A 26,160-nucleotide genomic window follows, 5' to 3' on the forward strand; every position below is an offset into this window, starting at 1 on the left:
TTTCCCCCATAGCCACGGCAACGAACAATTCTAGTCAGACGGGGTCCGTCCCATGGGTTTCAAATGCGGTATCGTCGGCCTGCCGAATGTCGGCAAGTCCACGCTCTTTAACGCTCTCACCAAGACTGCAGCGGCGCAAGCTGCCAACTATCCGTTCTGCACGATCGAGCCGAACACCGGCGAAGTCGCGGTTCCGGATCCGCGCATGCAGCAGCTGGCAACCATCGCCGGCTCCAAGGAAATCATTCCGACCCGTATCTCCTTCGTCGACATCGCCGGCCTCGTGCGCGGCGCCTCGAAGGGTGAAGGTCTCGGCAACAAGTTCCTCGCCAATATCCGCGAAGTCGATGCCGTCGTGCACGTGCTGCGCTGCTTCGAAGACGACGACATCACCCATGTCGAAGGCCGCATCAACCCGGTCGGCGATGCCGAGACGATCGAGACCGAGCTCATGCTCGCCGACCTCGAAAGCCTGGAACGCCGCGTAGAGCAGACCCGCAAGCGGGCCAAGACCAATGACAAGGAATCTGTGGCCCAGCTGCCGGTCATGGAAGCCGTCATCAAACTTCTCAACGAGGGAAAGCCTGCCCGCATTCTTCTGAAGACGCTGGCAGCCGACGACATCGAGATCTTGAAGGCTCTAAACCTTCTGACCTCGCATCCCGTCCTCTACGTCTGCAACGTCGCCGAAAGCGATGCCGTCGATGGCAACGAGCACACCAAGGCCGTGGCCGCGATGGCCAAGGAACAGGGTGCCGAATGCGTCATCATCTCGGCTGCTATCGAGTCCGAAGTCGCACAGCTGCCGGAAGACGAAGCCAAGGAATTCCTCTCGGCCCTCGGCCTTGAAGAAGCAGGCCTCGATCGCCTCATCCGCGCCGGTTACAATCTCCTTCACCTGATCACCTATTTCACGGTCGGCCCCAAGGAAACCCGCGCCTGGACCATCGTGCGCGGCACCAAGGCCCCGGCCGCTGCCGGCGTCATCCACACGGATTTCGAACGCGGCTTCATCCGCGCCTTCACCATCGGCTTCGACGACTACGTCGCCTTCAAGGGCGAAGTCGGCGCCAAGGAAGCCGGCAAGGGCCGCGACGAAGGCAAGGAATATGTCGTCAACGACGGCGACGTGATCCACTTCCGCTTCAACACCTGATCGGGACACGGCAGAGGCGCGAACGAGATGATGGAAATCGAATATCACTTCGAGGACTTCACCCCGGATCGCGCCTTCCCGCTTGCGGATAAGCTTGTCACGGCCGAGGAAATCGTCGAGTTCGCCACCGAATTCGACCCTCAGCCCATGCATCTCGATGAAGCCGCCGGACGTGCCAGCATTCTCGGCGGTCTTTCTGCGTCCGGCTGGCATACATCGTCGATGTTCATGCGGATGATGTATGACGGCTGGCTGTCGCGCGCAGCGTCCGAAGGCTCGCCCGGCATCGAACTGATGGAATGGAAGAAGCCGGTCCTCGCCGGCGACACGCTGTCCGGCCGCTCCACCGTGGCCTCGACCCGCCTGCTCCGCTCCCGCCCGGGCATCGGCCTCGTCAACTTCCTGCACGAAGTCACCAATCAGCGAGGCCAGATCGTCATGCGCGGTGAAAACCCGATCATGATCCGGCTCCGAAACGCGGCCGAGGTCACGCCATGAGGCTGATCGAACTCTCTCCCCCCGGCACGCGGATCGAAACCGGCACGCTCCTCTTTACCCCTGAAGACATCATCCGGTTCGCCCGGAAATTCGATCCGCAACCCTTCCATGTGGATGCGGAAGCCGCAAAACACTACGTCTTCGGCGGGCTCTGCGCCTCCGGCTGGCACACCTGCGCCGGCTGGATGAAGACGTTCATGGCCTATTGGACAGCGGAAGTCGCACGCCTCGAAGCCGCCGGCCTCGCCGCCCCGAAACTCGGCCCTTCCGCCGGCTTCAAGTCGCTACAATGGCTGAAACCCGTCTATGCCGGCGACAGCATCACCTATTCCGTGACCCTGATCGAATCGCGCCCGCTCACAAGCCGCACCGGCACGTTCATCAACCTGACGGAAAATGACGGCGTGAACCAGCACGGCGAAACAGTGATGCGCTACGAAGGCACCGTTCTCGAATTCGCCTGAAAGCCTGCTATCGCACGGCGACAGCAGCAACGCCCGCCCCCACCATCACCGCTCCGCAACCCCGGTTGACGCGCCGCAGAACCGACGTCCGCTTCAGTGCCGCCCTCGCGCGGCCTGCCAGAACGACGTGGCCGCCGATCACCAGAACCTCGACGGCGACGATGACAAGCGCCAAAACGCCGGCCTGCTCCATCGTGAGATTGGGTCCAACGACGTTGGGCAGAAGCGCTATGTAAAAGAGCGGCATCTTCGGATTGCCAAGATTGAGCAGGACACCGGTCGCGAAACTTCCAACCAGCCCCGACCGGCCCGTTGCCACGGCATGATCGGCCGAAACCGGCTCGGCAAACCACAACCGGACACCCATCCAGACCAGATACGCAGCCCCGGCATAGCGCAGCACCGTCATTGCCACGCCCAGCTCCTCCGCCACCAGCGACAGGCCGAACACGGCGAGGAACAGAAAGGCCAGGATGCCGGTGACCGTTCCGGCTCCATAGGCGATCCCAGCCGCAGCACCGTGCGACACCGTACGGGCCATGATCGTCACATTGTCGGGTCCGGGACTTGCCGCGAAAACCAGAAACGCGGCGGCAAAGGCAGTCAGGCTTGCGATATCCATGTCCGTTTCCCTAAGGCTCCGGTCAAGTCCGGAACGGGTGAAGGATATCGCCTCCGCCGCCGGTCGCAATCCTCAAAACCGGCGGCATTTGCGGATTTTCGTTAATGCCCTTCGAATTCGATCAGCGTGCGCACTTCGACGCCGAGGGCTTCCAGCTTTTTGCGGCCGCCGAGTTCCGGCAGGTCGATGACGAAACAGGCGGATACGATCTCCGCACCCATCTGGCGCAGCAGCTTTACCGCTCCTTCGGCCGTGCCGCCGGTCGCGATCAGGTCGTCGGTCAGGATGACTTTCTCCCCGGGCTTGACCGCATCGACATGCATTTCCATCTCGTCGACGCCGTATTCGAGGCTGTAGGCCACGCGCACTGTCTCGTGCGGCAGCTTGCCCTTCTTGCGGATCGGCACGAACCCTGCCGAGAGCTGGTGCGCCAGTGCACCACCGAGAATAAAGCCACGCGCCTCGATACCGGCCACTTGGGCGATGGACATGTCGGCATAAGGTTTCACCAGATCGTCCACCGCCTGACGGAACGCCTTGGCATCGCCAAGCAGCGTCGTGATGTCGCGAAAGATGATACCTGGTTTCGGGTAATCACGGATGGCACGGATGGAGGCGGCGAGTGTGTCGTCACGGGAGGACATTGGGGCGGGAGCCTTGTTTGTTGTTCGTTGCTAAAGGAAAGCAATAGGCAGCTGCGGTCGACATTGTCCAGATCAAACCGCGCACTACCCGCCGACCCAACAGTGCCCCCAGCGACGCATTCTCGTCCGCCGTCTCTTCAGCCAAAACCGATCTGAGTATTCACCGCAATCGATACCTGCACTCTCGACATTCCGCCATCCATTAGAAATTACGAATAAGTAACCTGTCGCCCGGCCCTCGCATTACGCGCTGGCTCGTTTGAATGCGGAAGATCGATTTTCCGATTCATCATCACTTTATTTGATTTAGAGTAAATTAGTTACTTGCGAAAGAAACGGCATTAATGTTTCGTTAACAAATTGGGCTGCAGTCTAGGGTTGGCAACATTGCCAATTTCTATCAAAGCGCGAATAATCGCGCCCATTGAGGTCCTTCATGACGAAGACAATACTCGCGACGATTTTCGCCGCTACAGCCCTTTCCCTGACGTCCAGCGCCGCATTTGCCCAGACACTGGATGCCAACATGGATGTCTCCATGACCGTGGCTGCCGAATGCACGCTTGCCACTGATCCGGTAGCCTTCGGCAATCAGGCCCTGATCGATGTAGCCGTCGAGGTCCCCGGAAACATGACCGTGCAATGCACGGCGAATGCGCCCTATCAGATACAGCTCGGTGTCGGCAATGGCGCCCTGGCAACCGTTGAAACCCGCTTTATGACAGGCGTAGCCAACGGTGGTCTGGCGACCTATACGGTTCACCAGGGCTTGGCGACCGGCCCGATCTGGGGCGCCACCCTCGGTACGAACACGCTTGACGGCACCGCGACTGGCGCAGCAGACGTCATTCCGTTCACGGCAGTGCTTGCAGCGAACCAGAGCGTCCAGGCTGATACCTACGCCGACGTCTTGATCGCAACGATCAACTACTAAGCACGAAGCTTGCGGCAAGCTCCGGCGGCGCGGCGTGTCGCTAACCTGAAAATAAGGATGACAAGATGATCTCCATGCGCTTCATGGCAGCGAGCCTATTCGCATGCCTGATAGCCGGCGGTGCCGGAGCAGCTGCTTTGAGGGTTTCTCCGATCACTTTGGATCTGAAAGCCTCTTCCCCCACGGGAACGGTTCGGGTGTGGGAAGACGGGTTGCGGCCGGTCAAGGTGCAGGTGCGGGTTTTTCGCTGGACGAAGGTCAATGGCAAGGATCGCCTGGATCCCACCACGGACGTGGTTGCCAGCCCCCCGGTCACCACGCTGAAGCCTGGTACTGAGAACTCGATCAGAGTTGTCCGTGTCAGCAAGAAGCCGATTGTCGGAACAGAGTCCTACCGGCTTCTGATCGATCAGCTGCCCGAGGCCGGGCGAAAGACCCCCGGTCAGGTCAGCGTCATGATCCGGCATTCGATCCCCGTTCGGTTTACCGACTAGGGGGTCGGTCGCATGGCGCGTCAGACAGCCCTGCTCCTGGCGCGCTTGTGCCTCGCCGTCCTCGTCCTGCCGACCGCAGGTCATGCGGCATCCGGGGATACGTCTCCGGATGCCAATCTGGCGGCCGACGCCGATCCCTTTGACGTCCCTGCGGCCACCGATACGGACGGGCCGAGCGACCTCTACCTGTCCGTGTCGATCAACGGCGTAAAGACTAATCTCGTTGCCGCCTTCCGGCAGGCACCGGACGGATCCCTCTCGATCGAGATCGAGCAGCTGCGCAATATCGGCATCAAGCCCGCCAAGACGGCAATCGGCGCCGATGGCCGCGTGACGATCGATCAGCTACCATCAGTCACCTTCGTCTACGACGATCTGCAGCAAACGATCGATTTTACCGCATCGAACGGCGAACGCGCGCCAAAAATCATCGACGCCAAGGCGCGGCGCGGCGGTGCGCCGAAGAGACCGAGACTGAAGGCGCAATCCTCGTCCGGTGCACTCCTCAACTACAATATCGTCGCGTCTTCCGACAATTCCGAAAAGGATTCGCGGTTCGGCTTCACCGGTGTGAGCGGCGCTTTCGAAGCCCTGTATTTCAGCCCGCTGGGCGTCCTCAGCAATACATTTATCGCCAGCACCTCGGACGATACATACTACGGCTCGACGCGCCTGGACACGACCTGGCGCTATTCGGATCAGGACTCGATGATCACCTACAGCGCCGGTGACGTCATCACCGGCGGCCTGAACTGGACGCGCCCGACCCGTCTTGGAGGCCTGCAGGTGCAACGCAGCTTCTCGCTGCGATCCGACCTGGTCACCTTTCCCGTGCCGGAACTGTCGGCAAGCGCTGCCGTGCCTTCCACCGTCGATGTCTATCTCAATGATGCCAAGCGCTTTTCCAGTTCGGTCGGCGCAGGTCCGTTCGACATCACCAACCTGCCCTTCGTCGACGGAAGCGGCAATGCCCGGGTTGTCGTCACCGACGCTCAAGGGCAGCAGGTGTCGACCGAAAGCAGCTTCATCGCGTCCAGTCAGATGCTCGCCCGCGGGCTTTACGATTTCTCCGCCGAGCTGGGCTTTGCGCGACACGGCTACGGGATCGACTCGAACGACTACGATTCCCGCCCTTACGGATCGCTGACCCTGCGCACCGGCGCGACCAACTGGCTGACGATGGAAGGCCATGCCGAGGGCGGCGCGGATCTCGTCCATGGCGGCGTCGGCGCCGTGTTCGCCGCGCCTTGGAGTGGCGTCATCTCGCTCTCGGGCGCTGGCAGTTATCACGACGGTTCAATAGGCGAGCAGGTTGGCATGACCTGGGAGCGACAGATGCGGGGCTTTCACCTCAGAGCCCGCATGCAGCGCAGCTTCGGCAGTTTTCAGGACATTGCCTCGGTCACAGCCGACAAGCGCAGCTCCACCGACGGGATCTTGCTCGGATCAGCGGCGCCGCCCAAGGCGCTCGACCAGGTATCCCTGTCGGTCCCAATGCCTTTCGACCGATCGAACCTGAACTTCAGCTTCACCAATGCCGAGACCGCAGAAGGTGACCGGCAGCGTATCCTCGGCCTTTCCTACAGCCGCCCGGTGTTCAATGACAGCACGTTTTCCGTGTCCGCGATCAAGAGCCTGACCGACGGCACTGTCGGAATCTATGCGAGCCTCTTCGTCCCGATCGGCAAGCGGATCTCGGCCACCACAACGGTAGCATCGCAGTCAGACGAAACCAGCGTGACGCAGACGGTCAGTCGCACGCTGGGTCAGCAGATCGGCGACTACGGCTGGAGCGTTGGCCGGACGCAGTCGGAAAACGCGATCAACTCGGCAGCCGTCAGCTACCGCGCTTCGGCGGCGAAAGTGGCGGCGCGTGTCGACCAACGCGGCAGCAAGACAAGGGCCAGTGTGACCGTTGATGGAGCTCTGGTCGGCGCCGGAGGCGGCGTCTTCGCCTCCAACCGCATCAACGACGCGTTCGCCATCGTCGATGCAGGCGCGCCCGGCGTCGAGGTCCAGCATGAGAACAGACCAGCCGGCCGCACGAACAGCGGCGGCAAGCTGCTCCTTCCGAACCTGCGCTCCTATCAGGAAAACCACATTGCGATCGACCCCGAGGATCTGCCGCTCGATGCCGTCGTCAACACCACCCGAACCGTCGTGGTGCCGGCCGACCGGTCGGGGATCGTCGTCAACTTCGAGGTCGACGTCGATGCGAACGCCGCACTGGTGACCTTCTCCGGACCGGACGGAAAACCAATCGCAGTCGGCGCCAGTGGCACGACGAAGACCGGATCGGAGCCCTTCGTCGTCGGCTATGACGGCCAGACGCTCGTGGAAAATCTGAAAGCCAGCAACCGCCTCACCCTGACGCTGCCGGATGAGACCACCTGCGTTGCAACCTTCCAATACAAGCCCCAGCGGGGCAAACAGGTGAGTATTACCGATGCGATTTGTCAGCCTTAAGCGCCTCAGAACGCTTCTTCTCCAGGCCGGGATCGGCCTGCTCCTCTATGGAGCCGGCGCCGGCGACGCCGCGGCCGCAAACTGTACCGTCGACATCGATTCCGCCAACTTCGGCAATGTCGATACGCTCTCGGGCGTGTCCGCCGATGCGACGGCGCAGGTTTCGATCAGTTGCAGCGGCGTCAGCGCCAACGCAACGGCGGTCACGCTCTGCGGCAATCTCGGCAGCGGCAGCGGTGGCGCATCCGGCGGGACCCGCACCATGCGATCGGGCACGAACGAACTCGGCTACCAGCTCTACGCCGACGCCGGCCGCGCGACCCGCTGGGGTTCGTATGACGATACGACACTCGGCCAGCCACGGACGATCCGCATCGCCGCATCTGATGGCGAGGCCAATGGCGCCGTGACGCTTTACGGCGGGCTATCTGCCGGCCAGACGAGCGCTGGCACCGGCACCTACCTCTCCTCGTTCAGCACCGGCGAGGTGCGGTTCTACTACGAAGAGGGAAGTACCCTCGACTGCACGGCACCGACGTCGGCGACACTGGCGCAGGCAAGTTTCACCGTTCAGGCAACAGTTGCGGCAAACTGCCTGATCGCCGTTTCAAACCTTGATTTCGGTCTTCACGGCCTGATCGATTCCGAAGTGACCGCAAGCGGCGGGGTCGACATCACCTGCACGCCGAACTCGACCTATAGCATCGCCATGGATGGCGGCCTGGCTGCGGCCACCAACCCGGAACAACGGTTGATGCGCTCCGGTAACAACACGATCGCCTACGGCCTTTACGCCGATCAGGCCCATTCTCGACCCTGGGGTGCGACAGGTAGCGCACTCGTCTCCGGCACAGGGGCCGGCGCGGTGCAGTCGATACCTGTCTTTGGCCGCGTCGCTCCGCAACCGGCTGCCGTCGGCAACTACACAGACACGGTCATCGTCACCGTCACCTATTTCTGACCACCGCGTAAGCTGGGCTGCCCTGACCCGTAAGTGGTTGATCGCAAGACATGAAAAAGGCGGCCGAAGCCGCCTTTTTGGTTTAAACTTTGAAGCTCAGTGCGGCTTGCGGGCATAGACCGATTTCTTGGTCAGATAGATCAGCCCGGTAAAGATCACCAGGAAGATCATCACCATGAAACCGGTGCGCTTGCGCTCTTCCAGATGCGGCTCGGCAGTAAACATCAGGAACGCGGCGACGTCCTTCGAATACTGATCCACCGTCTGCGGCGTACCGTCGTCATAGCTCACCTGATCATTGCTGATCGGCGGGGCCATGGCGAGCGCTGAGGCATTGGCAAAGTAGGGATTGTAGTGCGTCCCCGGTGCGACTTCCACGCCCGGAGGCGGATCCTGGTAGCCGGTCAGCAGCGCGTGGATATAGTCCGGGCCGCCTTCCTGGTACTGGGTAAAGATGTCGAACACGAACTGCGGAAATCCGCGGGTAATGCCGCGCGCCTTGGCAAGCAGCGACATATCCGGCGGTGCAGCACCGTTATTGGCCGCCGCCGCCGCCTGGGCGTTCGGATAGGGAGACGGAAAGTGGTCGGATGGCACGGCCTTGCGGGTAAACATCTCGCCGTCGTCGTTCGGACCGTCCTGCACCTCGTAATTGGCCGCAAGCGCCTTCACCTGGCCGTCCGAATAGCCGAGATCCTCGAGCGTGCGGAACGAAACGAGCCGCATCGAATGGCAGGCGGAACAGACTTCCGTATAGACCTTGAGGCCGCGCTGCAGCTGGCCCTTGTCGTAGTGGCCGAAGGGACCGGCAAAGGTCCAGTCCACAGGTTCCGGATGACGCAGCGGATAATGCGGCGTGCCGCCCTCCGCATGGTCACCGCCGCCGCCGCCGGCTGTACCGGCGCCGACGTCATGCTTTTCCTGCGCACTCAAGGACGTCATTGTGAGGCCGAGTGCCAGGGTGAGCGAAGCGAGGCCGAGTGTTATTTTCTTCATGTAAGTCTCCTCCCGCCTGCGCTCAGGCATTTGCCTGACCGGCCGCGACGCCGGCATTGGCTGATCTGCCCTGTTTCTCCAGCACCGCTTCCGTGATCGAATTCGGAATGCGGCGAGGTGTCTCGAACAGGCCGAGCAGCGGCATGATCACGAGGAAGAAGCCGAAATAGTAGGCCGTCCCGATCTGCGACAGCACGACGAAAATGCCTTCCGCCGGCTGTGATCCGAGCCAGCCGAGCAGGATCGCGTTGACGACGAAGATCCAGTAGAACGTCTTGTACCAGGGCCGGTACACGGCCGAGCGCACCTTCGACGTATCGAGCCATGGCACGAAGAACAGGATGATGATCGCACCGAACATCACCAGCACGCCGCCGAGCTTCGAGTCGATAAACAGGAAGTTGAAGGTGATCGCGCGCAGCATCGCGTAGAATGGCAGGTAGTACCATTCGGGCACGATATGTGCCGGGGTCTTCAGGGCATCAGCCGGGATGTAGTTGTCCGGATGGCCGAGATAGTTCGGCATGTAGAAGATGAACCAGGCGTAGACGATCAGGAACACCGAAACGCCGAGCGCATCCTTGAGCGTCGCATAAGGCGTAAACGGCACCGTATCGGTCTTTGTCTTGATCTCGACGCCGGTCGGATTGGTCTGGCCGGTCACATGCAGTGCCCAGATATGCAGGACGACGACGCCGGCAATCATGAACGGCAGCAGGTAATGCAGCGAGAAGAAGCGGTTGAGCGTCGGCTGGTCGACGGCAAAGCCGCCGAGCAGGAACTGCTGTATCCATTCACCCACCAGCGGGAAGGCCGAGAAGAAGCCGGTGATGACGGTGGCACCCCAGAACGACATCTGTCCCCAGGGCAGAACGTAGCCCATGAAGCCGGTCGCCATCATCAGGAGATAGATGACGACGCCGAGGATCCAGAGGATTTCGCGCGGCGCTTTGTAGGAGCCGTAGTACAGACCGCGTCCGATATGCAGGTAGACGGCGATAAAGAAGAACGACGCGCCGTTGGCGTGCATGTAGCGCAGCAGCCAGCCGTGGTTGACGTCGCGCATGATCTTCTCGACCGAGTCGAACGCGTCGACTGTCGATGCGGTGTAATGCATGGCCAGCACGACGCCGGTCAGGATCTGTACGATCAGCATGACCGCAAGCATGGCGCCGAACGTATAGGCGTAGTTGAGGTTTCTCGGCACCGGAAACGAGATGAAACTGTCATGGATCAGACGCGGCAGCGGCAGCCGCTGGTCGACCCATTTTTCAATGCCGGTGGATGGCTGGTAGGACGAATGATCGCTCATGAGAATGCTCCCCTCACCCGATCCGGATCACGGTATCCGACGCAAATGCGAACGTCGGGATGGCCAGGTTTTGCGGAGCAGGTCCCTTACGGATACGGCCTGCCGTATCGTAGTGCGACCCATGACACGGACAGAACCACCCGCCGAAGTCCCCGGACTGACCGAGCGGCACGCAACCCAGATGGGTGCAGGAGCCGATCATCACGATCCAGTTTTCCTTGCCGGCGCCGGCAGAACGATCGACGCCCGATGCTTCCGCATCGGCCGGCAGGTTGGCATTGCGTGCCACCGGATCCTTGAGCGCGGCAAGCTCAACCTTGTTGGCCTCTTCGAGTTCCTTCGGCGTCCGGTTGCGGATGAACACCGGCTTGCCCCGCCATTTGACGGTGAGCGACATACCCGGCTCAAGAGCTGCGACATTCACTTCGATCGATGCGAGCGCAAGCGTCGATGCATCAGGCCGCATCTGGTCGATGAACGGCCAGGCAACGGCCGCGACGCCCACGGCGCCAGCCATGCCGGTAGTCAAATATAGGAAATCGCGCCGCGTGGGTTCACCCGAATGGGGCTCCACGCGTGCACTATGCGTATCGTGCTCGCTCACGGTCAGTCATCCTCTCACGCTCCAGCGGATAAATCCGCATCGCTCCTCCGCGCGGCTCCCCCGACACACTCATGCCTTGGGAATCCCAGCAAATAGCGCCTCATGTGCTTGATCGCAGATAAAGTCCCAACTTGGCAAGTGCCTGCCCGCCACATTCTGGCCAGGATGCGGACCGTCCCCCTGTATTGCCGGATATGCGCCGCATTGGATCGAACTGCCCCACCCCGGGACGCGCGGGCGTGGCGAAGCGGCCACAACCCCAGATCGCCTGCCCTTCCTTGCCCTCGGCCGGGCCTGTTGCGTTGCCAGTGGCGGAACGGCATGCTAGGCGGCAGAAAGCTTCATGGCAGCCGGCTCGGAAATCCTGAATGAGAAAGACGTTATCGGTCGCCATCTGCGTCATCGTGTCGCTGGTCCTTCTCGCGATCTTGACACGCTATCTGCGGCCTCACTGGATCCTCGCAACGCTCCACAGCCTGCAATTTCATGCGGCCGCGGCCTGCGTCGCCGGCATGGCACTGGCGCTTCTTATCCACCGCAACCTCGCAAGCTATGCCCTGCTTCTGGTCGCGCTGCTTTTGACCGCGCACCCTCTGTGGATGGCGCGCGAAATTGCGGCGGAGGTCACGCCTGCCGATCAGAGCGCACCGACCTTCCGGCTGATGTCCTTCAATATCCTCTCCGAAAACTACGAAAATGCCGAGGGCATCACCCGCGCCATCCTGTCATCGGGCGCCGATGTGGTGAACATCATGGAAGGCGAATCGCTTTACGAACATCTGACGCAGATCGCCACGGTCTATCCCTACCGCGTCGGTTGCGGCGTGCTTATGGAAGAGTGCGACCAGATGATGTTTTCAAAAAACCCGATCGAAAACGCTTCGGTTCGAAGCCTGAGCAATATCTTCGACAATCGCTTTATCATGGGCGAGGTCACGGTTTCCGGGCGCAAGGTCCATGTCGTCGGCATCCATACGACGAAGCCGTATTTCGACAACTTCCACACGATGGAACTCATGAATGCAGCGCTCGCCATCACCGCCACCGATGGCCCGCTGGTTCTGTCAGGCGATTTCAACGCCTCAAGCCTGCCACCCAACATGCGGATGTTTCTGAACTCGACGGGTCTGAAGACAGCAGCCTTCGAGCCGCCCACCTGGCCAGTCCGGGCGCGGATGCTGGGTCTGGCGATCGACCACGTCTATGTGCGTGCCCCGCTCAAGATAAAGTCGCTCACCCGCATGCCGAACACCTACGGCTCCAACCACGCCGGGCTGATCGCCGACATCGCGATCACCGGACCTTGACCACGTCGCCTTCGTCTTCGATCCCCAGAAACCCGCCAGACTGGCGCGACCAGAGGTCCGCGTAGAGACCGCCCGCCGCAATCAGCTCGTTATGGGTGCCCTGCTCGATGATGGCGCCCTTGTCCATCACGATCAGCCGGTCGAGCGTCGCGATCGTCGAAAGCCGGTGCGCGATGGCGAGCACAGTCTTGCCCTGCATCAGCCGCTCCAGATTGGACTGGATCGCGGCTTCCACCTCCGAATCGAGCGCCGATGTTGCCTCGTCCAGCACCAGGATAGGCGCGTCCTTCAGCATCACCCGGGCAATCGCCACCCGCTGTCGCTGTCCGCCCGACAGTTTCACGCCGCGCTCGCCCACATGCGCATCGAAGCCGCGCCGGCCGCGCTGGTCGGTCAGCGTCTGGATAAACCCGTCTGCCTCGGCCTTCTTGGCCGCATCGAGAAGCTGTGCGTCGGTCGCATCGGGTCTCCCGAACAGGATGTTGTCGCGAAGCGAGCGATGCAGCAGCGACGTGTCCTGCGTCACCATGCCGAGATTGGCACGCAGCGACTCCTGGCTCACCTTCGAGATATCCTGCCCGTCGATCAGGATGCGCCCGCCCTCCAGATCGTAGAAGCGCAGCAGCAGGTTGACGAGCGTCGACTTGCCCGCACCGGATCGTCCGACGATCCCGATCTTCTCTCCCGCCCGGATGGAGAGCGACAGGTTGTCGATCACGCCCTCGCCCTTGCCGTAGTGAAACCGGATGTTCTCAAACCGAATCTCCGGCTGCTCCACCTTCAGCTCCGTCGCATCGGGCACGTCCACCAGCCCGATCGGCTTGGAGATCAGCTCGGCGGCGTTCTGCACGGTGCCGAAATTTCGCATGATGCCGTTGAACTGGGTCATCAGACGGCCAAGCAGAAAGTTCAACCGCAGCACCAGCGCCAAGGTGAACGCGACGGCGCCGGAGCTGATCAGCCCGGACAGCCACAGATGGATCGACAGCGCCGCCATGCTGCTGATCATGATGCCCGACAGAAGCGCCATCGACGCCCGGACGCCGGTGATGAAACGGGTAAAGTGGATGAGCGTGGTCTGATAGGTCTCAAAGCCCTGCCGCATGTAGCGGTCATTGGCCTCGTCGCGCCCGAACAGTTTCAGCGTCTGGATATTGCTGTAGGCGTCGACCATGCGGCCGTTGAGCATGGAGGCAGCCTCCGCCGTCTCGCGCGAGTGGTACCGAATGCGCGGCACGAAATAACGGGCCAGAAATCCGAACACCAGCACCCAGACGCAGACGAGTACGCCGAGCCGCAGGTCGAGCCCGCCAACCAGGACCAGCATGGAGACCGAGTAGATCGTGACGAACCAGACGCTTTCCATCAGCGAGGTGACGAGATCGCCCGCCGCCTGCCCGCCCGACCAGACCTTGGTGACGATCCGGCCGGAAAAGTCGTTCTGGAAAAACGACAGCGATTGGCGCGCAACATGCATGTAGGACTGCCAGCGCATCAGGTTGTAGAACCCGGGCGTAATGATCTGCTGGTCGATCAGCGTGGTCGACATCGTCACCAGGAAGCGCACGACACCGATCAGCACCAGCATGCCCAACAGCTCGCCGCCATGCTGGTCGAGCAGCACCGTCCAGCCGTCACCCGGCTTGATCGTCGACAGGATATCCACGAGCCGCCCGACGAACCAGAACAGCGCCGCCTCGATCGCCGCCGTCAGACCACCCAGAATAAGCATCCCGAAGAACGGCGCCTTGGCCTGCGAGATGTAGAACCAGATAAAGGCGAACACGTCTTCGGGCGGACGCAGATCGTCCTTGCGCGCAAACGGCTGAACATAATTTTCGAAGGCGCGGAAGAGACGAATGATCATGCCGCAGGATATAGGCGGATTTCGAAAGGGGGCAAAGGCTGGGATGCGGCTGTCGCCGGATAATTCCGCAATCGCCCCCTTTTCATAAGGCGGGCTTCAAAACGAAAACGGCCGCCGAAGCAGCCGTTTCCAGAACTCATCATTTTGGCAGAGGATCAGAACTCCGACCATTCCTGCTTGGCCGCAGCCTGACCTCCGCCGAATGCCGAGGCAATCCGGTTGCCCATTGCACGCACGGGTGACTGTGCCGGTCGCGATGCAGGCGTGGCCGAGCGGACGGCACTACGTCCCTCTTCCAGCTTGAACTGTGCCAAAAGCTCGATCAGCGATGCGGCCTGCGCGGCAAGGCTGTGGCTGGCAGCCGTCGTCTGCTCTACCATCGCCGCGTTCTGCTGGGTGCCCTGGTCCATATGATTGACCGAGGTGCTGATCTCTGACAGACCCGTCGACTGCTCACGCGAAGACACGACGATCGAGGCGACGTTGGTGTTGATCTGCTGCACTTCGGTCACGATCGATTGCAAGGCAGCCCCTGTCTGGCCGACCAGCGCAACGCCGTCACGCACCTTTTCGCCCGAAGCACCGATCAGAACCTTGATCTCGCGCGCCGCTTTCGCGGACCGCTGGGCAAGTTCGCGGACTTCCTGGGCAACGACCGCAAAGCCTTTGCCTGCCTCGCCGGCCCTGGCTGCCTCGACACCGGCGTTCAGCGCCAGAAGATTGGTCTGGAAAGCGATGTCGTCGATCACGCCGATGATGTTGCCGATCTCGCCGGACGACTTTTCGATCGCTTCCATCGCAACGACGGCCTGGCGAACGATATCGCCGGACTTTTCGGCACCGTTGCGGGTGTGCTCGACGAGCTTGCCGGCTTCTCCGGCACGGGCTGCCGAATCCTTGACGGCCGTCGTTACCTCCTCGAGCGCCGCAGCGGTCTCTTCGACCGATGCCGCCTGCTGCTCGGTACGCTTCGACAGATCGTCTGCGGCAGAGCGGATCTCGTTGGCACCGGCATCGATCATCCGGGCATTGTCGCCGACCGAACGAAGGACAGTCTGCAGATTGTCCATCGAGGCGTTGAAGTTGACGCGCAGCTGATCGAGCTGTCCGGCGAACGGCTGTCCGATGCGGAAGGTCATATCGCCGTGCGAGAGGGAGTTCAGACCGTTGGCAAGACTATCGACGGCAAACGAAACCTCGGCCGCCTCATGCGCCTTCTGCTCCTCACGAGCAATCCGCTCGCTCTCGCTCATCGAACGGTTGGCTTCGGTTTCCCGCTCCAGGCGCTCGCGCTCCAGGGCGTTGTTGCGAAACACGGAAACGGCTGCTGCCATCTCGCCGATTTCATCCTTCCGCCCCGCGTAAGGGATCGCAACCTGCGCATTACCGGAGGCAAGCGTGTTCATCGAACCGGTAATGTCGGCAATCGGGCGCGCAACGCGGAAGTAGGACAAAAGCCCTGCAGCAAGCGCGAGAAGTGTTGCGAAGACGACGACGACAATCGTCGAGATGGCTGCAAACCGTGCGGCGCTATCTGCGACCTTGCCGTATTCGAGGCTGTGCAGCCGGTTGTCGTTGATCATGTCCAGCATCACATCGCCGGCCTCGCCGCCTTTGGGCACCATCTGCGCGATGACGGCCTTGGCCTCATAGACCCGCGAGGCCCCCAGCAGGCTGACGAACTGAGCTCCCAGCTTGTCGTAATCGGCAACGATCGCCTCGAGCTTTTCGATCTTGTCCTTGGTCACATCGAGGCTGGCCGTGTCGGCGAATGTCTTGAAAGCCTCGGCACGCTCTTGCGTCTTGGCGCGGATCTGATCGAGCCACTGCTTCTGGTCAGCGGCATTGCTGGCCGAAAGCGCCATCAAATAAAGACGCCGGATATCGGACAGGATCCTGTCCATATTGGAGGTCATCACCGAGCGTTCCATGCGACGGCTGATATTGGACGTCTGAGCATCGAGCTGGTTGACGGAGCGCATGGCGAGTGCGCCCTGAAGGATCACCAGAAGAACGGTGATGCCGAAGAGAGCGGGCAGAAGAAACTTGATCTTTATCTTGCTGAACATCTGGGACCGGAGCCGAAATGAGAGGGAGTTTAATCCCTCGAGACTTGACAGCTTTAGATAAAGAAAAACTTACTGCGTCTCGGCCATAAAAAAATATTAGCGTCGTCGCAAATACCTGACATTGTTGAATGTTTCGCTAGCCGCGGCGTCGTTCCCTAGGGAGCCGCCGAGAGCGTGAGCGACCATCCCGGGGTGGCTCGGAACATGCGCAACAAGTGATAAATCGTTGCCGTCGCGCCATCCCGCCGATCGGAAGCGTCCAGCGCCCATCGGACGCGTGACGACCGTTGTCGGCCGCCGGTTTCCCCGGCGACCGCAAGCCTCTTCCGTCAACGGTTTACTCGGCAGCCTGGCCCTCGTCCTCATGCCCGATGAAGCCGCCGGACTGACGGTTCCAGAGGTCCGCATAGATGCCGCCCTGATCCGCCAGTTCGCGATGCGTGCCGGTCTCGACGATGGCGCCCCGGTCGAGCACGATCACCCGGTCCATCTCCGTGAGCGTCGACAGCCGATGCGCGATGGCGATGACCGTCTTGCCCTGCATCAGGGCAAACAGGTTTTCCTGGATTGCCGCTTCGACTTCCGAATCCAGCGCAGAGGTCGCCTCGTCCAGCACCAGGATCGGCGCATCTTTCAGGAACACGCGGGCGATCGCGATCCGCTGACGCTGGCCACCCGAAAGCTTGACGCCGCGCTCGCCCACATGCGCGTCGAGCCCCTTGCGCCCCTGAAGATCGACGAGGCTTTCCACGAAGTCCCAGGCATTGGCCCGCTTGGTCGCCTCAATGATCTCGGCATCGGTCGCGTCCGGCCGGCCATAGGCGATATTGTCGCGGATCGAGCGATGCAGCAGCGACGTGTCCTGTGTCACCACGCCGACCAAGGACCGCAAACTGTCCTGCGTCACACCGGCAATGTCCTGCCCGTCGATGGTGATCCGCCCGCTTTCCAGATCGTAGAACCGCAGGAGCAGGTTCATCAGAGTCGTCTTGCCGGCACCGGAGCGCCCGACCAGGCCAACCTTCTCGCCCGCCTTGATATCCAGCGTCAGCCCGTCGATGACGCCCGCTGCCTTGCCGTAATGGAAGCGCACGTCGTCGTAGACGATATGGCCTTTCGCCGCCGAAAGCTTCGACGCATCCTCGACATCGGTGACGTCATGCGGCTTGGTCATCATCGACATGCCGTCATAGACCGTGCCGATATTCTCAAACAGCGCCGAGACTTCCCACATGATCCACTGCGACATGCCGTTGATGCGCATCGCAAGGCCGATCGCGATGGCGATTGCGCCGATCGAGATCGCGCTGTCCAGCCAGAACCAGATCGACAGCGTCGCGACGGCAAACAGGGCTGCACAGTTGTAGAAATAAACCAGCACCTGGAACGCGGTCACCTTGCGCATCTGCCCATGCACGGTCTTCAGGAACACGTCCATCGCATCCTTGGCGTAGTCTTCCTCACGGCCGGAATGCGAAAACAGCTTCACCGTCGCGATGTTGGTGTAGCTGTCGACGACACGCCCGGTCATCATCGAGCGCGCATCCGCCTGCGCTGCCGAGATCTTCCGGAGCTTGGGAACGTAGTAGGCGACGGTTGCCGAATAAAAGGCGATCCAGACCACCAACGGCACCGCCAGACGGATATCCGCGACCGCAACCACCGCCACCATCGAGATGAAGTAGGTTGCCACATAGACGAAGACGTCGAGCACCTTCATCACCACTTCGCGGATCGCGAGCGACGTCTGCATGACCTTGGTCGAGACGCGACCCGCAAACTCGTTGGCAAAGAATGTCATCGAGTGGTTGAGCAGGAACCGGTGCATCTGCCAGCGGGCGATCATCGGAAAATTGCCCATCAGGATCTGGTGCATGATGAGAGAATTGAGGCCGGCGACGAGCGGCAGCCCGACCAGCACCATCAGTGCCATGGCAACCAGCGTCATTCCCTCGTTCGCAAGGAACGTCGAACGCTCGGCATGCGTCAGCCAGTCGACGATATTGCCCAGAAACTGGAACAGCATCACTTCGCCGAGCGCGATGAACATCGTGCAGACCGACATGATCAGCACCCAGGGCCAGACAGGCTTGGTATAGTGCCAGAGGAAGGCGATCAGGCCGGCAGGCGGCAGGCCTGGGGTCTCCTCGGGATAAGGGTGAACCCGCCGTTCGAACCAGGAAAACATTGATAGCTCCGTCAATCGGACCCGCTTCACGCAACGCAAACGCGCCGACGGCGAACCGGTCAGTTATGTGGTGAGCGCTGCCGGATATCGGCCGTGCAAAATACAATGGTGAAAAGACTGCGTGAAACCGCGGACGCCTAAGCCTGTCGGACAAATACCGGGGGGCGGAGGCGCATAAGCACGGTCATATCCATGAAGGCCTCCATAGGCTGGCGTTAAAGATCGATGCCCTTTTACCCGTTCATTGCCATTTTGAAAAGTCCCAAATCTGCGGCAATCCGATCGAAACCGCCCTCAAACGCTTGAGCTCACAGGCCGGCTCGGCTTAAGGAAAACCATGACCAACCTGCGCATCGCCCTCTACCAGCCTGACATTCCCGGCAATACCGGCACGATCCTTCGCCTCGCCGCCTGCCTCGGCCTCGGCGTCGATATCATCGAACCGGCCGGCTTCGATATTTCGGATCGCAACCTGAAACGCTCAGGCATGGATTACCTGGCAAACGTCGAACTCACCCGCCACGTCAACTGGCAGCAGTTCGACGACTGGCGGAGATCCGAAAACCGGCGGCTGGTCCTCGCCTCCACAAAGGCCGCCCAACCCTACGTGGACTTCCAGTTTCAGCCCGGCGACATCCTGCTGTTCGGCCGCGAGAGCGCCGGCGTTCCGGACCTCGTCCACGAAACGGCGGATGCCCGCATACTGATCCCGATGCGCGAAGGACAGCGCTCCATCAACGTCGCCATGTCGGCCGCAATGATATCAGGAGAAGCGCTGCGGCAGACGGGTTTCACCGCATAAACGGCACGCGCATTTAGCGTCTTTTACACGCCTGAGTTTACTCTATGATGCGGAGAAATGCGTGTCGATCATGCCCCTGGCTACCGACTCTATTTCATAAAGCGCTGAGACACCGTTGTCGTCCTTCTGTGCGGTGGCGACAGAAGCAGTCAGCAGCGCGATATCGCCGAGGCAAAGCGACTGGCAAGTGCGTGGAGAGATTAGCGATGCCCCTCGAGACCCGTCTATTCGATCCTTCTGAATATCTGGATACCGAAGAAGGAATCCACGAATTCATGGTCGCAGCCTTCGAGGAAGGCGATCCGGCCTTCATCGCCAAATGCCTCGGAACCGTCACCAAGGCCCGAAACATGAGCAAGCTTGCCCGCAAAACCGGCATGAGCCGGGCGGCGCTCTACAAGGCTTTGAGCGGCGAAGGCAATCCGGAATTTACCACAATTCTGAAGGTGATGAAGGCTTTGGGTCTTGAACTCATGCCGGTCCCGGCGAAAGAGCAGGCCACCGCAGACGCTGCCTGATGTCCTTTTGCCCCCACGCCAAAACGCGTAAAAAACTGTCGCGAACAGTGATTTGCACATCGGCGTAATCGGCCTATATTCGTTAGCCGGCAATTCATTATCGCACTTCATTCGATAGGAACCGTCCCCGGGCGAAGACAATCCGATATGCAATCCACCATCGTCATCATCAATCTTTTCGGCGCCGTGGCCCTGCTTCTGTTTGGCCTTGCGCAGGTCAAGGATGGCGTCACCCGCGCCTTCGGGACACGCCTCAAGACGGGTCTAGCCCGCGGCACCAGCAGCAGCCTGCGCTCCTTCGTCTCCGGCCTTGTCGCCACGATCGCCCTGCAAAGTTCGACCGCGACCGCACTGACGCTCGCCTCGTTTGCCGAACGCGGCATGGTGCGTCCACGCATGGCTCAGATCGTGCTCCTCGGCGCCAATGTCGGCACCGCCGTTACCGCCTGGCTGGTCGCGACCGGCATCGAGTGGCTGTCGCCCCTTCTCATCCTCATCGGTCTGGTCATGCTTCGCGGTGCATCGCCAGCCCGCAAAGGCGGCGGCACGGCCATGATAGGCGTCGGCCTGATGCTGCTGTCACTGCATCTGCTTGGGCTCGCCACCGAACCGATGCGCCAGTCGCCGGCGCTCGCGGCCTTTATCGGCCTGCTCGATGACGCGTGGCCGGTGGCGCTGATACTGTCGGCGGTGCTCGCCTTCGTCTCGTCGTCCAGCCTTGCGGTCGTGGTGCTGATCCTCTCGCTCGCCTCGACCGGAAATGTCTCCGCCGGCCTGATGATCGTGCTCATCCTCGGCGCAAATCTCGGTGGCGCCATTCCGCCCGTCGTCGCCACTCTTTCTGCGCCGGCTGCCGCAAGACGCATCACGCTCGGCAACCTTGTCACCCGCGGCATCGGTTGCGCCATCGCGTTGCCGCTCGCGGGCCCTGTCGCCGATGCCGTTCAAGCCTTGCCGCTGTCGCCGGAAAAGCTCCCGGTCGATGCACACCTCGCCTTCAATATCCTGCTGGCGCTGGTCGTATTCCCGTTCTCAGCCCAAGTCTCGCGCCTTGCAGCTCGCCTTGTCCCTGATGATCCGCAGCGAGACGACGGCCCCCGCTTCCTCGATCAGGACGCGCTCGACAACCCGGTGATGGCGCTCGCCAATGCGACGCGCGAAGTGCTCGGCGTCGGCGACACCATCGAGCGCATGCTGATCCGCACCGAAAATGCCTTCAAACGTAACGATATCGCCCCGCTTGCAGACATCGCCGGGCTCGAGTCACGGGTCGATCACGTTCATCAGGATGTGAAGCTCTACCTGTCGGAACTGGGCCGCACCGGTCTCGATGCGGAGAACGCCCGCCGCTCCATCGCCATTATAGATTACGCGATCAACCTCGAACATATCGGCGACATCATCGAAAAAGGCATCGCCGAACAGGTCCGCAAGAAGATTGCGCACGGCCTCAAGTTCTCGGACGACGGCTTCGATGAATTGCAGGTGCTGCTCAGCCTGACCGTCGACAACCTGAGAACCGCCCAGACGATCTTCCAGACCGGCGATCTGGCGCTGGCGCGGCAGTTGATGGAAATCAAGGTGGAAGTCCGCCGGCTCGAAAAGCGGTCCGCCGAAAAGCATCTGGAGCGGTTGCGCGACGGACGACTGGAAAGCCTGCAGACCAGCTCGCTGCATCTCGACATGCTACGTGACCTCAAACGTATCAATGCGCACATCGTGTCGGTTGCGCATCCGATCCTCGATGACAGCGGCGCACTGATCGAAAGCCGCCTTCGCCTCGCCGAACCCGGCGCCTGAGGGACTTCCTTAGTCCGCCGTCGGAAGTCTCCGCATGGTGAACTCGATGCGGTCGCCCTCCAGCTGGCGCCAGCTTTCCACTTCGGTCCAGTAGGCAGCCTTCGGAAATTCGTCGAACCATTGCCGCGCTTTTTCGCGGGCATCCTCGCGGGTCATCAGAAATGTCTCGCGCACGAACATACTGCCCGGTCCGCCCGCCTGTTCCTGCCGGTGGCGGTGAATTCTGCGCTTCAGCCCGTCGAGTGGCGGGGGTGTGAATTTCGCCATCAAACCCTCTTATCGGCACCTGGTGACATCAAGATAATATGGTCTCACACGCATTGCGAGTCTGTTTTCCTGTCTTAAAACGGGCGGTCTCACGCGCTTGGGAATGGCCGGCGCAAGTCTGAGATGCTAAGTGCCGCCGGCGAGGATACGGAATCAGATCAAAGGCATAGCGGAAAAGGAAAAGACCATGGAACGGCCGGCATTGCCCAAGGAACTGCCCGAAAATCTCGAAGAGAAGAAGGCAGCCGCGCGAGCCTGGTTCGAGAGCCTCCGCGACACGATCTGTGCTTCCTTCGAGGCTTTGGAAGACGAGCTGACCGGCCCGCTCTCCGATCAGCCGCCCGGCCGCTTTACCCGGAAGAACTGGCTTCGCAACGAGGGCGAAGGCGGCGGCGGTACGATGTCGATGATGGAAGGCCGCGTCTTCGAGAAGGTCGGCGTCCACACGTCCACCGTCCACGGCGAGTTTTCCGAAGAATTCCGCAAGCAGATCCCCGGCGCCGACGAAGACCCCGCATTCTGGGCGTCGGGCATTTCGCTCATCGCCCATCCGGTCAATCCCAATGTGCCGGCAGTGCACATGAACACCCGCATGGTCGTCACCACCAGCCAGTGGTTCGGTGGCGGCGCCGACCTGACGCCGGTCCTCGACATCCGCCGCAGCCAGGAAGACCCCGATACCCAGCTTTTCCACCGGGTCATGGAAATCACATGCAATCGGCACGCGGTCGCCGATTACCCCCGCTACAAGGCATGGTGCGAAGACTATTTCTTCCTGAAGCACCGCAACGAGCCCCGCGGCGTCGGCGGCATCTTTTTCGACTGGCTCCACTCGGATGCGGAAAAAGGCGGCTGGGATGCCGATTTCGCCTTCACGCAGGATGTCGGCCGCGCCTTCAACCTCCTCTACCCGAAGATCGTCCGCGGCAATTTCAACCGGCCCTGGACCGAAGAGAACCGCGACGAGCAACTGATCCGTCGCGGCCGCTACGTGGAGTTCAACCTTCTCTACGACCGCGGTACAATTTTCGGCCTGAAGACAGGCGGCAATGTGGAATCGATCTTGTCCTCGATGCCACCGGCAGTCCGCTGGCCCTGATCATTTTGGCACGCCCCGGCAGTCTGCTCTCAAGAAATTGATGACTGTAAGGCCACTGGTAGTTGTCATCTGCGAAAAATTCGATGTTCGAATCGGTGTGTTCGGTGCTAGCGTGCGGTCTGGTTGCACGGGAGAACAGCCATGACCCCATCAAACAGCCTGACAAAACCAAGTCCATACCCCGTTTCGAAGTTGATGAAGACGCCCGAATTGGTCGAGCGTCTGGCCGTCGAAATGCGAGCTAGAAGCGGTGGCGAACTGCCCCACGCTTTCTGTGTCGAGCAAGTGAAGCGGCAGCTTGCCGGTAAGTCGGCGGAATCCGGCGCGGCCAATGCCGCTCACATGATGATTCCCGCGGAGCGGGCATCCGTGTTCCACTCCTGGGCGATCTCCGAATAGGAGGATTGATCAGGAGCTCTGTTTCACGATCTCGTCCAGCCGGGCGGCCAGCGCTGCCCGGTCGGGGTTGAAGTTACGCTCCACCCAGAAGTCCTCGATCTGCTTCAGGATCTCACCGACCCTCTTGCCGGCAGGCACACCTGCCGAGAGAACGTCGGCGCCCGCGATCGGAAAGACCGGTTTGACGTAGCCCTCGGCCCGCTTCAGAAGAACCGACAGCCTTGCCGACTTTCGCATCGCCATTGGATCGCCCTCGGCCGCTGCTCTGGCCGACGACAACGCCAGCTTGACGCGTGCAACCATCCCGGCCGCGCCATTTCGGTAGAGCAGACGATCGAAGCCGACATCCGTCACCTCGTCGGGAATGGCGGGTGCGGACGCCCAGACGGCCAGCTTCGCCGCATCGGCATTCGAAAACCGCAGCCGCTTTGCCATCGCCGTAAGCCGTTCCGCATCGGGCGGCACGATCGCCGCAAGCCGCAGCAGCGGATCCGGCGTCCAGCCGAGCGCCGCTTCCGCAGCGACCAACGGATGAATGCCGTCGATGCCCCATTTTTCGGTTTCGGGCAGAATTTCAGTCAAAACACCAGCCTGCCGCATCCACAAAAGTGCGCGCGATGGATCGGGAGCGGCCAGCAGTTTCTTCGTCTCGCCCCAGACCCGCTCGCCAGAAAGCGTGGAAAGCCTGTCCTTGGCGCGTGCCGATGCCCGCAATCCGTCGGCATCCGGCCGGCCGGATCCGTAATAGGCGAAAAACCGGAAGAACCGGAGAATGCGCAGATGATCCTCGGCAATCCGCTGCGAAGCGTCGCCGATAAACCGGATCGTCCGGCTCTCGATGTCCTGCAATCCCTTGACCAAATCGACCACAGCGCCCGACGCATCCGCGTAGAGTGCATTGATGGTGAGGTCGCGCCGTTCCGCATCGGCCTGCCAGTCGGTGCCGAACGAAACCTTGGCATGGCGTCCGTCCGTCTCGATGTCGCGGCGAAGCGTCGTCACCTCGAACGGCGTGCCGTCGATCACCAGCGTTACCGTCCCATGCTCGATGCCGGTCGGCACGGCCTTCATGCCGGCAGCTTCTGCCCGCTCCACCACATCCTGCGGCAGAAGCGTCGTCGCCACGTCGATATCGGCGACGGCGAGCCCCATCAGCGCGTTGCGCACCGCGCCACCCGCCACCCGCGCCTCGCCGCCATCGGCGTTCAGAAGCGCTAGAAGCCGCTGCAGAGCGGCATCGTTGAACCATGCCTCACCGGCAACCGAGGGGGTAGCAATGGAGGTCATGCGTAAAGCCTTTCATACAACGTGCGTAAAATTCCGGCGGTAATGCCCCAGATTTCCCGGTCCTCATAGGGCATGACGTAGAAGTGCCGGGTCGCGCCATTCCAGTCGCGGGTGCCGCGCTGGTGGTTCGCCTCGTCCATCAGAAAGGACAGCGGCACTTCGAAAGCCGCGTCCACCTCGTCCGGATTGAGCGTCAGCTCGAAACCGCGGCTCACAACGGCCAGCACCGGCGTGATGCGAAATCCGGTCGCCGCATAATAGTCGGGAAGCCTGGCCAGCGGCTCGACGAAGCGCCGGTCGAGACCGATCTCTTCCTCCGCCTCGCGCAGCGCCGCCACCTCAGGCGATCCGTCTTCGGGATCGATCGCACCGCCCGGAAACGCGATCTGTCCGGAATGCTTGCGCAGCTTCACCGTCCGCTGCGTCAGGATAACCTTGGCGCCATCGGCATCGTCGATGACGGGCACCAGCACGGCCGCATCCTTCAGCTTGGATTGAACGGTCGCGTTCACCCAGGCCGGGTTGAGCAGATGATCGCCGTGATCGCGCCACGCTTCCTCGATCGGCCCGCCCTTCTGGGAAAGCGAACGGCGGCGAAACTCTGCCGCTGAAAAGAAACCAAGACCGCTCATCGGGACAACAATTCCAGCTCGGCGGCCGGCATCACCGGGAACACCGCATCGCCGGAGCGGACCGCAAACATCGCGACCCCATCGATCTCTACCGTCTCGCCAAGCGCGGCGAGATCATACATCACCGCCCGCGACACCAGCGCTTCGAGCCGCCCGCGGATATGCAGGTAGGGCTTCAGTTCCTGTCCCTCGCCCGCGATCGCAAACCGGATCGGATGGTCGCTGCCTGCCTCGACGACATCGCCAACATTGGTGCGAAACGTCAGCACCTGCTCTCCGTCACGCGCGCTCGTTTGCATCTCAACCGCCACAAAAGGCGCATCGACGACGCGGATCGCAACCTTTTCCACAGGCGTGACGAGATAGGTTCGGCCGTCCTCGTCCTTGCGCAACACGGTCGAAAACAGCCGGACCAGCGGCGCCCGGCCGATCGGCGTGCCCAGATAGAACCATGTTCCGTCAGCACGAATTTCCATATCGAGATCGCCGCAGAACGGCGGGTTCCACCGCTCGACCGGCGGCAGGCCGGGCATTTCGCCCCTCGGGCCACCGCTCGCCTGCTCCGACGCATGGGAAATCATCGCCGCGAGACCAGCGGCATCGGCCGCCTCATTAATTGGTTCTACTGCCATTTTTCAGTCCCGGTTCGACCTTAAGCATCAGCCAAGGTGAATGTTCTCACGAGATAGTCATTCATCGCGTGCTTGTCAGCCTTATTTGGCGGAATAAGTTTCAACGTCTAAGGTGGCCGCTGCGATGCAGCGATTCACGGTC

General features: G+C 61.4%; 25 protein-coding genes. 13 read left to right on the forward strand and 12 right to left on the reverse strand.

Translation table 11 applies throughout. The features are described from left to right. Positions 1-52 precede the first annotated feature (52 nt). The 3 genes from ychF to J3A65_RS12010 are packed head-to-tail and all read left to right on the forward strand — an operon-like array spanning position 53 to position 2,118. Positions 53-1,156, forward strand: coding sequence for a redox-regulated ATPase YchF (gene ychF, locus J3A65_RS12000; protein ID WP_062455771.1), 1,104 nt, complete (start codon positions 53-55; stop codon positions 1,154-1,156). 27 nt (positions 1,157-1,183) lie between these two features. Beyond that, positions 1,184-1,654, forward strand: a complete 471-nt coding sequence (locus J3A65_RS12005; RefSeq protein WP_209901372.1) for a MaoC family dehydratase — start codon at positions 1,184-1,186, stop codon at positions 1,652-1,654. Beyond that, positions 1,651-2,118, forward strand: coding sequence for a MaoC family dehydratase (locus tag J3A65_RS12010; protein ID WP_209901374.1), 468 nt, complete (start codon positions 1,651-1,653; stop codon positions 2,116-2,118). Before J3A65_RS12005 ends, J3A65_RS12010 begins: the two co-directional genes overlap by 4 nt. A 7-nt stretch (positions 2,119-2,125) precedes the next feature. Here J3A65_RS12010 and J3A65_RS12015 read toward each other — a convergent pair whose 3' ends face one another. After that, on the reverse strand, positions 2,126-2,740 hold the full coding sequence (locus J3A65_RS12015) for a LysE family translocator (protein ID WP_209901376.1): 615 nt from the start codon (positions 2,738-2,740) through the stop codon (positions 2,126-2,128). Between the two features lie 101 nt (positions 2,741-2,841). Beyond that, entirely contained in the window at positions 2,842-3,384 is a 543-nt protein-coding gene (locus J3A65_RS12020) for an adenine phosphoribosyltransferase (RefSeq protein WP_062455760.1), read from the reverse strand. Positions 3,385-3,820: 436 nt separating this feature from the next. On the opposite strand from J3A65_RS12020, the gene J3A65_RS12025 reads away from it, so the two are divergent. From J3A65_RS12025 to J3A65_RS12040, 4 genes are all read left to right on the forward strand, one after another. Beyond that, complete coding sequence (locus tag J3A65_RS12025) at positions 3,821-4,318, forward strand: spore coat protein U domain-containing protein (protein ID WP_092660363.1); 498 nt, start codon at positions 3,821-3,823, stop codon at positions 4,316-4,318. Between the two features lie 65 nt (positions 4,319-4,383). Next, entirely contained in the window at positions 4,384-4,812 is a 429-nt protein-coding gene (locus tag J3A65_RS12030; protein ID WP_062455754.1) for a fimbria/pilus periplasmic chaperone, read from the forward strand. A gap of 12 nt (positions 4,813-4,824) precedes the next feature. Beyond that, the gene (locus J3A65_RS12035; RefSeq protein WP_209901377.1) at positions 4,825-7,278 is read left to right on the forward strand and encodes a fimbria/pilus outer membrane usher protein; all 2,454 of its coding nucleotides are present in this window, start codon (positions 4,825-4,827) and stop codon (positions 7,276-7,278) included. Next, positions 7,259-8,239 (forward strand): spore coat protein U domain-containing protein, encoded by a 981-nt coding sequence (locus J3A65_RS12040; protein WP_209901379.1) that lies wholly within the window; start codon positions 7,259-7,261, stop codon positions 8,237-8,239. Before J3A65_RS12035 ends, J3A65_RS12040 begins: the two co-directional genes overlap by 20 nt. A 96-nt stretch (positions 8,240-8,335) precedes the next feature. Here J3A65_RS12040 and J3A65_RS12045 read toward each other — a convergent pair whose 3' ends face one another. The 3 genes from J3A65_RS12045 to petA are packed head-to-tail and all read right to left on the reverse strand — an operon-like array spanning position 8,336 to position 11,151. After that, positions 8,336-9,235: a cytochrome c1 gene (locus J3A65_RS12045; RefSeq protein WP_174196424.1), complete on the reverse strand. Its 900-nt coding sequence runs from the start codon at positions 9,233-9,235 to the stop codon at positions 8,336-8,338. A gap of 22 nt (positions 9,236-9,257) precedes the next feature. Next, on the reverse strand, positions 9,258-10,547 hold the full coding sequence (locus J3A65_RS12050) for a cytochrome b N-terminal domain-containing protein (RefSeq protein ID WP_209901381.1): 1,290 nt from the start codon (positions 10,545-10,547) through the stop codon (positions 9,258-9,260). A 13-nt stretch (positions 10,548-10,560) separates the two neighbouring features. Further along, positions 10,561-11,151 carry a ubiquinol-cytochrome c reductase iron-sulfur subunit gene (petA, locus tag J3A65_RS12055; RefSeq protein ID WP_062582935.1) on the reverse strand — a complete coding sequence of 197 codons (591 nt, stop codon included), beginning with the start codon at positions 11,149-11,151 and terminating at the stop codon, positions 10,561-10,563. 368 nt (positions 11,152-11,519) lie between these two features. Between petA and J3A65_RS12060 the strand changes: the two genes are divergently transcribed. Next, complete coding sequence (locus J3A65_RS12060) at positions 11,520-12,458, forward strand: endonuclease/exonuclease/phosphatase family protein (RefSeq protein ID WP_209901383.1); 939 nt, start codon at positions 11,520-11,522, stop codon at positions 12,456-12,458. Here the strand turns inward: J3A65_RS12060 and J3A65_RS12065 are convergent. From J3A65_RS12065 to J3A65_RS12075, 3 genes are all read right to left on the reverse strand, one after another. Further along, on the reverse strand, positions 12,445-14,325 hold the full coding sequence (locus J3A65_RS12065; protein WP_209901386.1) for an ABC transporter ATP-binding protein: 1,881 nt from the start codon (positions 14,323-14,325) through the stop codon (positions 12,445-12,447). The genes J3A65_RS12060 and J3A65_RS12065 overlap by 14 nt on opposite strands. A 155-nt stretch (positions 14,326-14,480) precedes the next feature. Continuing rightward, positions 14,481-16,394 (reverse strand): methyl-accepting chemotaxis protein, encoded by a 1,914-nt coding sequence (locus tag J3A65_RS12070; RefSeq protein ID WP_062582930.1) that lies wholly within the window; start codon positions 16,392-16,394, stop codon positions 14,481-14,483. A 337-nt stretch (positions 16,395-16,731) separates the two neighbouring features. Then, positions 16,732-18,582: an ABC transporter ATP-binding protein gene (locus tag J3A65_RS12075; protein ID WP_092660349.1), complete on the reverse strand. Its 1,851-nt coding sequence runs from the start codon at positions 18,580-18,582 to the stop codon at positions 16,732-16,734. Between the two features lie 337 nt (positions 18,583-18,919). On the opposite strand from J3A65_RS12075, the gene J3A65_RS12080 reads away from it, so the two are divergent. From J3A65_RS12080 to J3A65_RS12090, 3 genes are all read left to right on the forward strand, one after another. Continuing rightward, on the forward strand, positions 18,920-19,384 hold the full coding sequence (locus J3A65_RS12080; RefSeq protein ID WP_113110745.1) for a tRNA (cytidine(34)-2'-O)-methyltransferase: 465 nt from the start codon (positions 18,920-18,922) through the stop codon (positions 19,382-19,384). Between the two features lie 206 nt (positions 19,385-19,590). Next, on the forward strand, positions 19,591-19,902 hold the full coding sequence (locus J3A65_RS12085; RefSeq protein ID WP_209901388.1) for an addiction module antidote protein: 312 nt from the start codon (positions 19,591-19,593) through the stop codon (positions 19,900-19,902). A 147-nt stretch (positions 19,903-20,049) separates the two neighbouring features. Then, positions 20,050-21,702, forward strand: coding sequence for a Na/Pi cotransporter family protein (locus tag J3A65_RS12090; protein WP_209901390.1), 1,653 nt, complete (start codon positions 20,050-20,052; stop codon positions 21,700-21,702). A gap of 9 nt (positions 21,703-21,711) precedes the next feature. Here J3A65_RS12090 and J3A65_RS12095 read toward each other — a convergent pair whose 3' ends face one another. Further along, on the reverse strand, positions 21,712-21,969 hold the full coding sequence (locus J3A65_RS12095; protein WP_062455715.1) for a hypothetical protein: 258 nt from the start codon (positions 21,967-21,969) through the stop codon (positions 21,712-21,714). Between the two features lie 187 nt (positions 21,970-22,156). Here J3A65_RS12095 and hemF point away from each other — a divergent pair, with 187 nt between their 5' ends. Both hemF and J3A65_RS12105 read left to right on the forward strand, forming a co-directional pair. Then, complete coding sequence (gene hemF, locus J3A65_RS12100; protein ID WP_062455712.1) at positions 22,157-23,068, forward strand: oxygen-dependent coproporphyrinogen oxidase; 912 nt, start codon at positions 22,157-22,159, stop codon at positions 23,066-23,068. Positions 23,069-23,209: 141 nt separating this feature from the next. Beyond that, positions 23,210-23,467 (forward strand): hypothetical protein, encoded by a 258-nt coding sequence (locus J3A65_RS12105; RefSeq protein ID WP_092660339.1) that lies wholly within the window; start codon positions 23,210-23,212, stop codon positions 23,465-23,467. A gap of 9 nt (positions 23,468-23,476) precedes the next feature. On the opposite strand, the gene J3A65_RS12110 is transcribed toward J3A65_RS12105, so the two are convergent. Genes J3A65_RS12110 through J3A65_RS12120 form a run of 3 tightly spaced genes read right to left on the reverse strand, consistent with a single transcriptional unit; the run spans position 23,477 to position 26,018 of the window. Beyond that, complete coding sequence (locus tag J3A65_RS12110; protein WP_209901392.1) at positions 23,477-24,754, reverse strand: CCA tRNA nucleotidyltransferase; 1,278 nt, start codon at positions 24,752-24,754, stop codon at positions 23,477-23,479. Further along, on the reverse strand, positions 24,751-25,386 hold the full coding sequence (locus J3A65_RS12115; RefSeq protein WP_209901394.1) for a CoA pyrophosphatase: 636 nt from the start codon (positions 25,384-25,386) through the stop codon (positions 24,751-24,753). Before J3A65_RS12115 ends, J3A65_RS12110 begins: the two co-directional genes overlap by 4 nt. Beyond that, a complete protein-coding gene (locus J3A65_RS12120) occupies positions 25,383-26,018 on the reverse strand; it encodes a DUF1285 domain-containing protein (RefSeq protein WP_209901396.1) in 636 nt (211 codons plus the stop codon). Before J3A65_RS12120 ends, J3A65_RS12115 begins: the two co-directional genes overlap by 4 nt. Positions 26,019-26,160 lie beyond the last annotated feature (142 nt).

Origin of the sequence: Rhizobium sp. PvP014 (assembly GCF_017876855.1) — a bacterium.
GTDB classification, from domain to species: Bacteria; Pseudomonadota; Alphaproteobacteria; order Rhizobiales; family Rhizobiaceae; genus Neorhizobium; species Neorhizobium soli.